At 57.1% G+C, this 14,210-nt stretch carries 12 protein-coding genes; 7 read left to right on the top strand and 5 right to left on the bottom strand.

The window, feature by feature from the left end; all coding sequences use genetic code 11:
* Positions 1 to 35 precede the first annotated feature (35 nt).
* Both yhdP and tldD read left to right on the top strand, forming a co-directional pair.
* Positions 36 to 3,836 carry an AsmA2 domain-containing protein YhdP gene (gene yhdP, locus PFH44_RS01065; RefSeq protein WP_283824092.1) on the top strand — a complete coding sequence of 1,267 codons (3,801 nt, stop codon included), beginning with the start codon at positions 36 to 38 and terminating at the stop codon, positions 3,834 to 3,836.
* A 200-nt stretch (positions 3,837 to 4,036) separates the two neighbouring features.
* Positions 4,037 to 5,482, top strand: a complete 1,446-nt coding sequence (gene tldD / locus PFH44_RS01060) for a metalloprotease TldD (protein ID WP_045856518.1) — start codon at positions 4,037 to 4,039, stop codon at positions 5,480 to 5,482.
* A 78-nt stretch (positions 5,483 to 5,560) separates the two neighbouring features.
* On the opposite strand, the gene aaeR is transcribed toward tldD, so the two are convergent.
* On the bottom strand, positions 5,561 to 6,490 hold the full coding sequence (aaeR, locus tag PFH44_RS01055; protein WP_045856520.1) for an HTH-type transcriptional activator AaeR: 930 nt from the start codon (positions 6,488 to 6,490) through the stop codon (positions 5,561 to 5,563).
* A 131-nt stretch (positions 6,491 to 6,621) separates the two neighbouring features.
* Here aaeR and aaeX point away from each other — a divergent pair, with 131 nt between their 5' ends.
* From aaeX to PFH44_RS01035, 4 genes are all read left to right on the top strand, one after another.
* Entirely contained in the window at positions 6,622 to 6,825 is a 204-nt protein-coding gene (aaeX, locus tag PFH44_RS01050) for a p-hydroxybenzoic acid efflux pump operon protein AaeX (RefSeq protein WP_004868260.1), read from the top strand.
* 7 nt (positions 6,826 to 6,832) lie between these two features.
* Complete coding sequence (aaeA, locus tag PFH44_RS01045; RefSeq protein WP_045856523.1) at positions 6,833 to 7,765, top strand: p-hydroxybenzoic acid efflux pump subunit AaeA; 933 nt, start codon at positions 6,833 to 6,835, stop codon at positions 7,763 to 7,765.
* Positions 7,766 to 7,770: 5 nt separating this feature from the next.
* Positions 7,771 to 9,738, top strand: a complete 1,968-nt coding sequence (aaeB, locus tag PFH44_RS01040) for a p-hydroxybenzoic acid efflux pump subunit AaeB (protein ID WP_045856525.1) — start codon at positions 7,771 to 7,773, stop codon at positions 9,736 to 9,738.
* 157 nt (positions 9,739 to 9,895) lie between these two features.
* A complete protein-coding gene (locus tag PFH44_RS01035; protein ID WP_045856526.1) occupies positions 9,896 to 10,171 on the top strand; it encodes a barstar family protein in 276 nt (91 codons plus the stop codon).
* Between the two features lie 49 nt (positions 10,172 to 10,220).
* On the opposite strand, the gene yhcN-B is transcribed toward PFH44_RS01035, so the two are convergent.
* From yhcN-B to argR, 3 genes are all read right to left on the bottom strand, one after another.
* Positions 10,221 to 10,487: a DUF1471 family stress response protein YhcN-B gene (gene yhcN-B / locus PFH44_RS01030; protein ID WP_045857851.1), complete on the bottom strand. Its 267-nt coding sequence runs from the start codon at positions 10,485 to 10,487 to the stop codon at positions 10,221 to 10,223.
* 104 nt (positions 10,488 to 10,591) lie between these two features.
* Positions 10,592 to 10,855 (bottom strand): peroxide/acid stress response protein YhcN, encoded by a 264-nt coding sequence (yhcN, locus tag PFH44_RS01025; RefSeq protein ID WP_045856528.1) that lies wholly within the window; start codon positions 10,853 to 10,855, stop codon positions 10,592 to 10,594.
* Between the two features lie 358 nt (positions 10,856 to 11,213).
* Positions 11,214 to 11,684, bottom strand: a complete 471-nt coding sequence (gene argR / locus PFH44_RS01020) for a transcriptional regulator ArgR (RefSeq protein ID WP_041147448.1) — start codon at positions 11,682 to 11,684, stop codon at positions 11,214 to 11,216.
* A 415-nt stretch (positions 11,685 to 12,099) separates the two neighbouring features.
* Here argR and mdh point away from each other — a divergent pair, with 415 nt between their 5' ends.
* Positions 12,100 to 13,038, top strand: a complete 939-nt coding sequence (mdh, locus tag PFH44_RS01015) for a malate dehydrogenase (protein ID WP_041147447.1) — start codon at positions 12,100 to 12,102, stop codon at positions 13,036 to 13,038.
* Positions 13,039 to 13,094: 56 nt separating this feature from the next.
* On the opposite strand, the gene degS is transcribed toward mdh, so the two are convergent.
* Positions 13,095 to 14,153 (bottom strand): outer membrane-stress sensor serine endopeptidase DegS, encoded by a 1,059-nt coding sequence (gene degS / locus PFH44_RS01010; RefSeq protein WP_041147441.1) that lies wholly within the window; start codon positions 14,151 to 14,153, stop codon positions 13,095 to 13,097.
* Positions 14,154 to 14,210: the final 57 nt, after the last annotated feature.

Below are 14,210 nucleotides of genomic sequence, written 5' to 3'. Positions count from 1 at the left end.
AGGATGAGGTGTAATAGTTTGACAAGGAGAGATGCGTGAGGCGACTGCCCGGGATATTACTGCTCACCGTGGCAACACTGATTGTTGTCATCGCACTGCTGGTGAGCGGTCTGCGTCTCGTGCTGCCGCAGCTGGACGCATGGCGCCCCCAGCTGCTGGAGAAAATCTCCGCGATCTCCGGCTCTCCGGTCGAGGCTTCCCGGCTGAGCGCCAGCTGGGAGAATTTTGGCCCCACGCTGGACGTCCGCGATGTGAAAGCCGGCCTCAAAGACGGCGGCGAGCTGTCGGTTAAACGCGTCACCCTCGCGCTGGACGTCTGGCAAAGCCTGCTCCACATGCGCTGGCAGTTTCGCGATCTCACCTTCTGGCAGCTCAAAATCCACACCAACACCCCGATCCAGACCAACGACGGCGGCGAGAGCCTGAAAACCGACCACATCGGCGATCTGTTCCTGCGTCAGTTCGATCACTTTATTCTCCGCGACAGCCACCTGAGCTTCGTGACCCTCTCCGGCCAGCGCGCCGAGCTGGCCGTTCCGCAGCTCACCTGGCTGAACGGTAAAAATCGCCATCGCGCGGAAGGCGAGCTGAGCCTTTCCAGCCTCAACGGCCAGCACGGGGTGATGAAGGTGCGGATGGATCTGCGCGATGAAAACGGTCTGCTGAACAAGGGCCGCGTCTGGCTGCAGGCGGATGATATTGACGTTAAGCCGTGGCTGGGCCGCTGGATGCAGGACAATATCGCCCTGCAGAGCGCGCGTTTTAGCCTTGAAGGCTGGATGACTATCGACAAAGGCGATATCGCCAGCGGCGACGTATGGTTGAAAAAAGGCGGCGCCAGCTGGCAGGGCGATAATCAGCCCCATCGGCTGGCGGTGGACAACCTGACGGCGCACATCTCCCGCGATAAGCAGAGCTGGGGCTTCCGTATCCCCGATACGCGGATCTCTATTGACGGCAAGGCGTGGCCTCGCGGCGCGCTGGCGATGGCGTGGATCCCGGCACAGGACGTTGGTGGGGACGGCCATTCGCGCAGCGACGAGCTGCGCATCCGCGCCAGCAACCTCGAGCTGAACGGCCTGACCGGGCTGCAGCCTTTTGCCGATAAGCTGGCGCCCGCGCTCGGCGAAATCTGGCGCACCACCCGGCCAAACGGCAAAATCAATCTTCTGGCGCTGGATATCCCGCTGCAGGCGGCGGAAAAATCGCGCTTCCAGGCCAGCTGGAGCGATTTTTCGTGGAAGCAGTGGAAGCTGCTGCCCGGCGCGGAGCACTTCTCCGGCAGCGTCGCCGGAAGCGTAGAGAACGGCTCCCTGCACGCCAGCATGACGCAGGCGAAAATGCCCTATGAAACGGTATTTCGCGCGCCGCTGGAAATCGCGCAGGGCGACGCGACCCTTAGCTGGGTAAAGAATGAAAAGGGCTTTATGCTCGACGGGCGCAATATTGACGTACAGGCGACAGGCGTGCGCGCCCGGGGCGGCTTCCGCTATTTACAGCCGCAGGGCGATGAACCCTGGCTGGGCATTCTGGCAGGGATCAGCACCAATGACGGCGGCCAGGCGTGGCGCTATTTCCCGGAAAACCTGATGGGCAAAGAGCTGGTGGATTACCTCAGCGGCGCGATTCAAGGCGGCCAGTCCACCGATGCGACGCTGGTTTACGGCGGCAACCCGCACCTGTTCCCCTATCTGCACAACGAAGGCCAGTTCGAGGTTTCCGTACCGCTGACCAACGCCACCTTCGCTTTCCAGCCGGACTGGCCGGCGCTGACCGGTCTGGACATCAACCTCGACTTTATCAACAACGGGCTGTGGATGAAGGCCGATAAGGTCATGCTGGGCAAGGTGACCGCCAGCAACCTTGATGCGGCGATCCCTGACTATTCGCGGGAAAAGCTGCTGATCGACGCCGATATCAACGGTGCGGGCAAAGAGGTGGGCCCTTACTTCAAAGAGACGCCGCTCAAAGAGACGCTGGGCGCCGCGCTGGACGAGCTGCAGCTGGATGGTGGTGTGAGCGCTCGCTTACATCTCGACATTCCGCTGGACGGTGAGCTGACGACCGCCAAAGGCGACGTGAACCTCAACAATAACAGCCTGTTTATCAAGCCTATCGACGCGACGCTGAACAACCTGAGCGGTAAATTCAGCTTTGTTAACGGCAATCTGCAAAGCGAAGACATGAGCGCCAGCTGGTTTAATCAGCCGCTGAATCTTAATTTCTCCACCACCGAGGGGCAGAAAGCCTTCCTGGTCGATGTGGGCATGAACGCCAGCTGGCAGCCTTCGCGGACCGGCCTGCTGCCGAAAGCTATCGATGAGGCGGTAAGCGGCAGCGTGCCGTGGGACGGTAAGGTGGCGATTGAGCTGCCGTATCGCGGCAGCGCAAGCTATAAGGTCGATATTAACGGCGACCTGAAAAATGTGAGCAGTCGCTTACCTGCACCCGTAGACAAGCCGGCCGGCGAAGCGCTGCCGGTGAAAATTAACGTCGCAGGCGGGCTCAGCAGCTTTGATTTGACCGGCTCCATCGGCGCGAAAAACCATATCAACAGCCGCTGGCTGCTGAACCGCAAGCTGACGCTGGATCGGGCGATTTTAACCTCCGACAGCAAGGCCGTTTCTCAGCTCCCGGAGCAGGCTGGCGTAGAGCTCAACATGCCGCCGATGGACGGTGCGCAGTGGCTGGCCCTGTTCCAGGGCGGTGCGGCCAATGAAGTCAGCAGCAATATCATCTTCCCCGAGCGGGTGACCCTGCGGACGCCGTCGCTGACCTTTGCCGGGCAAAGCTGGAATAACGTCAGCCTTGTCTCCCGTCCGGAGGCCGGTGGTTCGAAGGTTGAAGCGCAGGGCCGGGAAATTAACGCTTCCCTGACCATGCGCCAAAACGCCCCGTGGCTGGCGGCCATTCGCTACCTCTATTACAACCCGACCGCCGCGCAGAAGAGCGATGCGGCGCCGGGCGGCAGCAATCCTTTTGCCGATAGCCGAATCGATTTCCGCGGCTGGCCGGATCTCCAGCTGCGCTGCGCGGAGTGCTGGCTGTGGGGGCAAAAATACGGGCGTATCGACGGTGACTTCGCGATTAGCGGCGATACGCTAACTCTCGCCAACGGGCTGGTGGACACCGGTTTCGGCCGTCTGACCTCCGATGGCGTGTGGGTCAATGCGGCAAGCGGCGTACGCACCTCCTTGAAAGGTAAGCTTCACGGCAGTAAAACCGACGCTTTCTTCGGCTTCTTCGGCGTCTCAACGCCGGTGAAAGGCTCGTCGTTTGACATCGACTACGATCTGCACTGGCGCGCGCCGCCGTGGAAGCCGGACGTGGCTTCGCTCAACGGGGTGCTGAAAAGTCGTCTTGGCAAGGGCGAGTTTACCGACCTGAGCACCGGCCACGCCGGCCAGCTCCTGCGTCTGCTGAGCGTGGATGCGCTGCTGCGCAAGCTGCGTTTCGACTTCAGCGATACCTTCAGCGAAGGGTTCTGGTTTGATTCGATTCGCAGCACGGCATGGATTAAAGATGGCGTGCTCAATACCGATGATACGCTGGTTGACGGCCTTGAGGCGGATATCGCGATGACGGGCTCGGTGGACCTCGTGCGCCGCCAGCTGGACCTGCAGGCGGTGGTGGCGCCGGAGATCTCGGCGACCGTCGGCGTGGCAACGGCGTTCGTGATTAACCCGATCGTTGGCGCCGCAGTGTTTGCCGCCAGCAAGGTGCTGGGGCCGCTGTGGAATAAGGTGTCTATTTTGCGCTATCGCATCACCGGTCCAATCGATCAGCCGCAAATCAATGAAGTGCTGCGCCAGGCGCGCAGCGACAAAAAGCAATGATTTGACGATTGCGGGGAATTATCGCACTCTCAATATATAGCGTTCTATACCCGTTATATTTCAAACAGCAGATGCGTTGGCTACGCCTGTTCACCCCGGAGCTAAGCTGCCGGGGTTGGTCAGCTGTCGTCTTTCTGCAACCTGAACGATTATGGGTACCAATTTCCGCCTGACGGGCGGCAACAAACGAGTAGCAAACGATGAGTCTGAACCTGGTAAGTGAACAATTACTGTCGGCAAACGGCCTGAGCCATCAGGACCTTTTTGCCATTCTTGGCCAGCTGGCCGAGCGCCGTCTTGATTACGGCGATCTCTATTTTCAGTCGAGCTATCACGAATCCTGGGTTCTGGAAGACAGCATCATCAAAGATGGTTCGTATAATATCGACCAGGGCGTCGGCGTTCGCGCGGTAAGCGGCGAAAAGACCGGCTTCGCCTATGCTGACCAGATCAGCCTGCTGGCGCTGGAGCAAAGCGCGCAGGCGGCGCGTACCATCGTGCGCGACAGCGGCGACGGTAAGGTTCGCACTCTTGGCGCGGTGGAATATAGCCCGCTGTATGCCAGCATCGATCCGCTGCAAAGCATGAGCCGTGAAGAGAAGCTGGACATTCTGCGTCGCGTAGACAAAACGGCGCGGGCCGCCGATAAGCGCGTGCAGGAGGTTTCTGCCAGCCTCAGCGGCGTGTATGAACTGATTCTGGTTGCGGCGACCGACGGTACGCTGGCGGCGGACGTCCGACCGCTGGTCCGCCTTTCCGTCAGCGTGCTGGTGGAAGATGATGGCAAACGCGAGCGCGGCTCCAGCGGCGGCGGCGGACGTTTCGGCTACGACTATTTTCTCGCCAGCGAAGAGGGCGAAGTTCGTGCTGACGCCTGGGCAAGAGAGGCCGTGCGCATGGCGCTGGTTAATCTCTCCGCGGTGGCGGCCCCGGCCGGCATGCTGCCGGTGGTATTAGGCGCGGGCTGGCCTGGAGTACTGCTGCATGAAGCGGTAGGCCACGGCCTGGAAGGCGACTTTAACCGTCGCGGGACGTCGGTGTTCAGCGGCCATATGGGCGAGCTGGTGGCGTCAGAACTCTGTACCGTGGTCGATGACGGCACCATTGCCGATCGCCGTGGTTCGCTGGCTGTCGATGACGAGGGCACGCCGGGTCAATATAACGTGTTGATCGAGAACGGTATCCTCAAAGGCTATATGCAGGACAAGCTCAACGCCCGCCTGATGGGCGTCGCGCCTACCGGCAACGGCCGTCGCGAATCCTACGCGCATCTGCCGATGCCGCGTATGACCAACACCTACATGCTGGCGGGTAAATCGACGCCGCAGGAGATTATCGAATCGGTTGATTACGGTATCTTTGCGCCAAACTTCGGCGGCGGTCAGGTGGATATCACCTCCGGCAAGTTTGTCTTCTCCACCTCTGAAGCCTATCTGATTGAAAAAGGTAAGGTGACTAAGGCGGTGAAAGGGGCGACGCTTATCGGCTCCGGGATCGAAGCCATGCAGCAGATTTCCATGGTGGGGAACGATCTGAAGCTTGATAGCGGCGTTGGCGTTTGCGGTAAAGAGGGCCAGAGCGTGCCGGTTGGCGTCGGCCAGCCGACGCTGAAGGTCGATAAGCTCACCGTCGGCGGCACAGCCTGATTCTTCTCAAGACGCCTTCGCATTGGTCGAAGGCGTAACCCTTCCTGTACTTATCCCGCCGCGCGTTATCGCCAGCGGCTAGTGGTCGAGCCCGCGGCCGTGCATCCCCTGATAAATTTTCGCCACCTCGACAAAATATTCGGTCAGGTAGTTAATGCACACCTGGACCTTCAGCGGCAGCTTGTCCTTTTCTGTATACAGCGCGTACACCGGGCGGGGATCCGACTGATAGCTTGGCAGCAGGATCTCGAGCTCCCCGCGGTTGATCTCTTCGATCGCCCACATCAGCGGAACGTAAGCGACGCCGACGCCGGCGGTCAGCCAGCGCACCAGGGTCATCGGATCGTTGGTGACGAAGCGCCCCTGCGGGATCAGCTTCGTCGAGATCCCTTCCGGCGCGATGATTTCGAATTCGTTATCCGGACGCACGCTGTATTCAAGCCAGGAGTGGCTGGCGAGATCCGCCGGCTTTTCCGGAGTTCCCGCCTGCTGCAGGTAGCTCTTTGCCGCGCAGAGCAGCATCGGCATCGACCCCAGACGACGCGAAAAGAGGCTGGAATCCTGCAGCGCGCCGACGCGAATAACCACGTCCAGGCCGTCGGCGATCAGGTCCGGTGCCGGGATCCCGGTGACCAGATTGACCGACAGCCCGGGGTACTCTTTGAGCATGCCTGCGGTAATGTGGGCAAGGACATTCTGTGCCATAGTTGAAGAGCAGCCGACGCGCAGGGTGCCGATTGGCGTGTTGTTAAACGCGTAAAGCTGCTCATGGACGTCCTGGACTTCATGCAGCATTCGGCGGCAGCCCTGATAATAAATCTTTCCGGCTTCGGTTAAGGCAAGGCTGCGGGTGCTGCGGTTAAGCAGCTTTACCTGCAGCTCATCTTCCAGCCTGGATACGGTTTGGCTGATTGAAGAAACGCTCATCTGGAGCTGGCGGGCCGCGGCGGTAAATGAACCCAGTTCAACCACTTTGGCAAAAACGGACATGCGTTTTAGTCGTTCCATTGTTCACTCTGACTTAAAAGTGATTTAGATCACATAATATAGATCATGCTGCAATTGTTACGTTACTATATTGTTAGCTACATAATAAATGCTTCACGCTTACCACCTGCACGCTTCTTATCAAGGTCATCATGAGTCTGTTTCCTGTCATCGTGATTTTCGGCTTGTCGTTTCCGCCGATCTTCTTTGAGCTGTTAATATCGCTGGCCATTTTCTGGCTGGTGCACCGACTGCTGGTTCCCACCGGCATCTATGACTTCGTCTGGCACCCTGCACTGTTTAATACCGCGTTATATTGCTGCCTTTTTTATCTGATATCGCGTTTGTTCGTTTGAGGTTGATGTGAAAACACTAACAAGAAATATCTTCCGTACCGCAATCACTGTGATACTGGTTATCCTGGCATTTGTCGCAATTTTTCGCGCGTGGGTCTACTACACCGCATCGCCGTGGACCCGCGATGCGCGCTTTAGCGCCGACATCGTGGCCATTGCACCCGACGTCTCGGGGCTGATTTCGCAGGTTAATATCAAGGATAACCAGCTGGTTAAGCAAGGCCAGGTATTATTCGTGATTGACCAACCGCGTTACGAGAAGGCGCTGGCAGAGGCCGAGGCCGACGTCTCCTATTACCAAACTCTGGCGCAGGAAAAGCGCGTTGAAGCCGGCCGTCGTAACCGGCTCGGCGTTCAGGCAATGTCCCGGGAGGAGATAGACCAGGCCAATAACGTCCTGCAGACGGTGGAACACCAGCTGGCGAAATCGGTGGCCAGCCGCGATCTGGCAAAGCTCGACCTTCAGCGGACGGTTATTCGCGCGCCGGCCGACGGCTGGGTGACCAACCTCAACGTCTACGGCGGGGAATTTATTACCCGCGGCTCTACGGCGGTGGCGCTGGTGAAGCAGAATACCTTCTACGTAATAGCCTATCTCGAAGAGACCAAGCTGGAAGGCGTACGTCCGGGCTTCCGGGCGGAGATCACCCCGCTGGGCAGCAGCCGCACGATCAAAGGGACGGTTGACAGTATTGCCGCCGGGGTGACGAACGCCAGCAGCAGCAGCGATGCAAAAGGCATGGCCTCCGTGGACTCGAACCTTGAGTGGGTGCGCCTGGCGCAGCGCGTGCCGGTGCGTATTCGTCTCGATAAGCAGCAGGGCAATATTTGGCCGGCGGGAACCACCGCAACGGTGGTGATCACCGGGAAAGAGGACCGCGACGTCCGCCAGGCGAATTTCTTCCAGAAACTGGCCCTGCGCCTGCGTGAGTTCGGTTAATAGTCATGGGGATCTTCACTATTGCCCCCCGGCACCTCCGCTTTGCCATTAAGCTGGCGTGCGCGGTGGTGCTGGCACTCTTTGTTGGCTTCCACTTTCAGCTGGAAACGCCCCGCTGGGCGGTGCTGACGGCGGCAATCGTAGCCGCGGGCCCGGCGTTTGCGGCCGGGGGAGAGCCCTATTCTGGCGCCATTCGCTATCGCGGGATGCTGCGTATCGTCGGCACCTTTATCGGCTGTATTGCGGCGCTGGCGATTATCATCCTGATGATCCGCGCCCCGCTGCTGATGATGCTGGTGTGCTGCCTGTGGGCCGGATTCTGCACCTGGATCTCTTCCCTGGTACGGGTTGAAAACTCCTACGCCTGGGGACTCGCGGGCTATACCGCGCTGATCATTGTTATCACCATTCATACCGATCCGATGCTGGCGCCGCAGTTTGCCGTCGAGCGCTGCAGCGAGATCGTGGTCGGTATCGTCAGCGCCATCGTGGCGGACCTGCTGTTTTCGCCGCGGTCGATCAAAAAAGAGATCGATCTCGAGCTGGATAACCTGCTGGTCGAACACTATCGCCTGATGCAGCTCTGCGTGGCGCATGGCGACAGCGAAGTGGTGGATAAAGCCTGGGGAGCGCTGGTTCGCCGGACCAGCGCGCTGGAAGGCATGCGTGGAAACCTGATTATGGAATCCTCGCGCTGGGCCAAGGTCAACCAGCGGCTGAAGGCGATTAATACTCTCTCCCTGACGCTGATCACCCAGGCCTGCGAGACCTACTTAATCCAGAATTCACGCCCGGAAATGGTGACGGATGATTACCGCGAGCTGTTCGCCGAGCCGGTTGAGAGCGTGCAGGACGTCCATCGCCAGCTGAAGAGAATGCGCCGCTTTCTGACCTGGAAAGGGGAGCATAATACGCCGGTCACGATCTATAGCTGGGTCGGCGCCGCGACGCGCTATCTGCTGTTAAAAAGGGGCGTGGTCGGCAATACCAAAATTAGCCGCATTGAAGATGAGGTGCTGCGGGGCGAAGTGGTCATCAAGGCCGAGTCGGCCGAGCGCCACCATGCGATGGTGAACTTCTGGCGCACCTCCATTTCCTGCATTCTCGGCACCTTGTTCTGGCTGTGGACCGGCTGGACCTCCGGCAGCGGGGCGATGGTGATGATCGCGGTGGTTACGGCGCTGGCGATGCGCCTGCCGAACCCGCGGATGGTGGCGCTGGACTTCCTCTACGGGATGCTGGCGGCGCTACCGCTGGGGGCGTTTTTCTTCCTCGTGATTATGCCCGCCACGCAGCAGAGCATGCTGCTGCTGTGCATTAGCCTGGCGGTGATGGCATTCTTCATCGGGATTGAAGTGCAGAAGCGGCGGCTGGGTTCAATGGGGGCGCTGGCCGGTACCATCAATATCCTGGTGCTGGATAACCCGATGCAGTTCCAGTTCAGCCAGTTTCTTGACAGCGCGTTAGGCCAGATAGTCGGCTGTTTCCTCGCGCTGATGGTTATCCTGCTAGTGCGGGATAATTCGCGGGCGCGCACCGGGCGCGTGCTGCTCAATCAGTTTGTCTCGGCGGCGGTGTCATCACTCACCACCAATACCGCCAGGCGCAAAGAGAACCATCTCCCGGCCCTCTATCAGCAGCTCTTCTTATTGCTGAACAAGTTCCCGGACGATATTGCCCGTTTCCGCCTCGCGCTGACGCTGATTATTGCTCACCAGCGCCTGCGCGATGCGCCGGTGCCGGTTAACGACGATCTGTCGGCATACCATCGCCAGCTGCGCCGCACGGCGGATCACGTTATCTCCGCAGGCAATGACGACAAGCGTCGACGCTACTTCTCCCGCTTGCTCGACGAGCTGGATATTTATCAGGAGAAGCTACGGCTCTGGGAAGCGTCGCCGCAGGTGACGGAGCCGGTCCGACGGCTGGTGGAGATGCTGCGTAAGTATCAGCATGTGCTGACAAATAGCTAAAGACTAAAAGCCGACGCCTGAAGCGTCGGTTTTTTTATCGCTATACTTATTCATCAACGGTACCCCTTCGATTGAGAAATATAAGGATGGTAAAGCGACCGTCCGGCGGTATGGTATTTAGCGGGGAATGGCGGCGGGTTTGAAGCGGGGGCGGGCGATGACGGTCTACACGTTTGATTTCGATGATATAGCGGAACAGCAGGATTTCTATCGCGAGTTTTCGCGCGTCTTTGAGCTGAATCGGGAGAGGGTCAACAACCTGGATTCGCTCTGGGAGGCGACCACCGGCGGCCTGCTGCCGCTACCGCTGGAGATTGAGTTTATTCACTTGAGCGATAAACAGCGACGGCGCTTTGGTGCGTTGATTCTGCTGTTTGATGAAGCGGAAGAAGAGCTGGAAGGGGAACTACGTTTTAATGCCAGACAGGCATAAAAAAGCCCCCGACAGGCGGGGGCAAGTCGTCGGATAAGACGACGAGGGTTTATTTGTACAACTCAGCCGTAGCGTGCCAGCTGTCGCCGGTACGGGCTTCAATAATACGGTAGCTGCTGGCGCCTTCTTTAGCGGCTTTCGCCGCCAGTTCCTGGCGCATATCCATCGGTGCGCTGCCTACCTGTGAGACGGAAACGGTGCCCATGGACTGTAGGTTTTGAGCCTGTTCGGCGTTGACCTGCTGTACGGCGGCGCTGGCGCCGAAGGAGAGTACGGAAGCCAGGCCCAGGGATGCGATGATCATTGCAGTTTTCATAATTTTTACTCCAACCATGTTGATTGCAGCGGCGGGAGGTTTGCGATGTACCTGGGCCGCTGGAGATATTCTGTATTCAGTTAATAACCGACTGTTGTTAATGCTTATTTATAAAGTTCTGCCGTTGCGTGCCAGTGGTCACCGGTGCGCGCTTCGATGATGCGATAGGAAGAAGCCCCTTCCTCCTGCGCTTTTTGGTTCAGCAGCGCGTGCATATCCATCGGGGAAGCACTTACCGCGCCGACGGAAACGGTGCCGATTGACTGACGGCCTTGGGCCTGATCGCTGTTGATTGAATCAGCGGCGAAAGCGCCAAAAGAGAGAACGGACAGGATACTGAGTGCAGCTACGGTTGTTTTGATTTTCATGATGTTCACCTCGTCGAATCTTATATTGAGGGCTCTTTGTTTCGTGACCCTCATCACAAAATTAAGTATACACTAATCACCAAAAATATTAATACCGTGCTAATTGTTTTGAGTGTAAATAATTACATAGAAATGTCTTTTTTATAACGTATAAGAATTAGAAATGTCATTTATTAGCCGCAGGTGCCAACTATTTCTAATCAAATCATATTGATAGACGCATTTGATATTTTGTGCGTTTTCGGTCCATTCATTCAGTAAAGGAATGTATAGGCGTGAAAAACCACACTAAATGTTAAAAAAATGCTGCATTTTTTGAAGGTCCCTCCGGCGGCAGCCAGAGGGTGAGGGAGAGGATTTAGAGTTCTTGCTCAAACAGGACCAGAATCGCGTCGTGCAGATCTTTGACGGTAAAGCCTCTGGCCGGGGTGGTAAAGATGGTGTCATCGCCGGCAATACTGCCGAGGATGCCTTCCGCTTTACCCAGGGAGTCGAGAAGACGCGCGATGAGCTGCGCCGCGCCTGGGCTGGTATGGATAACCACGACGGCGTCGTTATAGTCGATGTCCAGTACCAGGTTTTTCAGCGGGCTGGACGTCGTCGGAACGCCAAGCTCGGCAGGCAGACAGTAAACCATTTCCATTTTGGCATTGCGGGTGCGTACCGCGCCAAATTTTGTGAGCATGCGCGAGACTTTCGATTGATTGATATTATCGAAACCTTCTTCCTGCAGCGCCTGAACGATTTCACCTTGAGAGCTGAATTTTTCTTCTTTAAGCAGCAGTTTAAATGCTTTAACCAGTTCTTCTTGTTTTGCCGAACTTCGCATAAGTCACCCAGATTATGGTGGTAAAAACAACATCATTATGCATAATCATGAATTTTTATGCAAATAATCCGCAAGGGGATAAAGTAAATAATGTTATGAAGGGGGCATATTTTAGCAAATAACCCTGCTAAGGAACATGCCTTCATCACGGGGCGTAAATAGCTGTAAAAGTAAATTAAATGTTATGAGGTTGGTGTTGTTTTGCCGAACAGGCTGGGTGTATTGTAACCACTAGTCGGTCCGGTACTACGCTTTGCTGGATGGCCAGTCTCAGGGATGAAAATGCGAAGCGGATGCATCGCTGCGCACCAGAACGCATTCTTCAACCATACTTATTGTAATTGTTCATCTTGTGAATTAAGGTCCAGGCGACGGAGTAACGAAAGACTATATTAACCATAATAAGGAGTTTAGGATGAAAGTTGCAGTCCTCGGCGCCGCTGGTGGAATCGGCCAGGCGCTTGCCCTACTACTTAAGACCCAACTGCCTTCAGGTTCAGAACTCTCGTTGTACGACATTGCCCCGGTAACCCCGGGCGTGGCGGTTGATCTTAGCCATATCCCTACCGATGTAAAAATCAAAGGTTTCTCCGGTGAAGACGCAACCCCGGCGCTCGAAGGCGCTGATGTGGTGCTGATTTCCGCTGGCGTTGCGCGCAAGCCAGGAATGGATCGCTCCGATTTATTTAACGTTAACGCCGGTATCGTGAAAAATCTGGTTCAGCAGATTGCCAAAACCAGCCCGCAGGCCTGCATCGGTATTATTACCAACCCGGTGAACACGACGGTGGCCATTGCGGCAGAAGTGCTGAAAAAAGCCGGCGTTTACGATAAGAACAAGCTGTTTGGCGTCACCACGCTGGACATCATCCGCTCTAATACCTTTGTTGCTGAGCTGAAAGGTAAATCCTCATCTGATGTCGAAGTGCCGGTGATTGGCGGCCACTCTGGCGTCACTATCCTGCCGTTACTGTCACAGATTGCTGGCGTAAGCTTCAGCGAACAAGAGGTGGCAGACCTGACGAAACGTATTCAAAACGCCGGCACCGAAGTCGTTGAGGCCAAAGCCGGTGGCGGATCGGCAACCCTCTCTATGGGCCAGGCGGCCGCGCGTTTCGGCCTCTCGCTGGTCCGTGCGATGCAGGGCGAGAAGGGCGTGGTGGAATGCGCCTATGTTGAAGGCGATGGCCAGTACGCGCGCTTCTTCTCACAGCCGCTGCTGTTGGGCAAAAATGGTGTAGAAGAGCGCCGTTCGATTGGCACGCTCAGCGCGTTTGAACAACAGGCGCTGGAAGGCATGCTCGATACGCTGAAGAAAGATATCGCCTTGGGCGAAGATTTCGTTAATAAATAAGATTGAGATGTGAATAAAAAACCGGAGCAAACCCTGCTCCGGTTTTTTTATGGCAGCTAGTTGGTTGCCGGGTATTCCTGAACGGCGATATGCAGGGTGATTTTCTTATCTTCGCGCATGATCACCACCGGAATTTCTGAACCCGGGCGGATCTCAGCAACCTGATCCATGGTTTCGAGGGCGGAAACCGCGGGCTTGTCATTGACCGAGATGATCACGTCGTTGGCGCGGATCCCGGCCTGGGCCGCAGGCCCCTCGGGCGCAACGTCGTTCACGACGATCCCCTGCAGCTGATCGATCCCGCCGCCCTGCGCATGTAGCGGCGCGATCTCACGGCCGCTAATACCGATATAGCCGCGGATCACGCGGCCGTCGCGGATCAGCTTATCCATGATCTTAGTCGCTAGCTGGAAGGGGATAGCAAAACCGATCCCTTCCGGCGTTTCGCCGTCGTTGCTTTTATCAAATGAGAGCGTGTTAATGCCCATCAGCTCGCCCAGCGAATTAACCAGCGCGCCGCCGGAGTTGCCGTGGTTGATAGAGGCATCGGTTTGCAGGAAGTTTTGTCGGCCCGTCGGGTTAAGGCCGATACGACCGGTAGCGCTGATAATCCCCTGGGTAATGGTTTGCCCGAGGTTATACGGGTTACCAATCGCCAGAACCACATCGCCAATATGCGGCACGCGTTTCGGATTAATCGGAATAACCGGCAGGCCGCCGTTGGCGTTGATTTTTAATACCGCAAGATCGGTCAGGGTATCAGAACCGACCAGCAGGGCTTCAAAGACGCGGCCGTCCTGCAGCGCGATGATGATCTGGTCAGCGTCGTTAATAACGTGCTTATTGGTCAGAATATACCCGCGCTGGTCCATGATGACGCCGGAACCCAGGGTCAGCTGATTGTGGCTGGTGCCGTTGAGGGCACGGTTATAGACGTTAACCACCGCAGGCGCAGCCCGGCGAACGGCAGGATTATAGCTGGCGGGCGATTCGTCCGCGCTATCGTACTGGGTCGTCGTCGACAGATGCCATTGACGCAGCGAGGGCATTGCGGCCAGCAGCAGTCCCCCGACGATCAAACCAATGAGTACTGAACGTAAAAGCTTTCCAGGCATGATGCAGGTATCGTTAATGAATGGACAGGCGCAGCATAACACGACTTACCGGCGTCG

Origin of the sequence: Klebsiella sp. Ech2A, assembly GCF_030078455.1 — a bacterium.
In the GTDB taxonomy this organism is placed as follows: Bacteria; Pseudomonadota; Gammaproteobacteria; order Enterobacterales; family Enterobacteriaceae; genus Klebsiella; species Klebsiella terrigena.
This window is presented reverse-complemented; position numbering and strand designations above follow the sequence as displayed.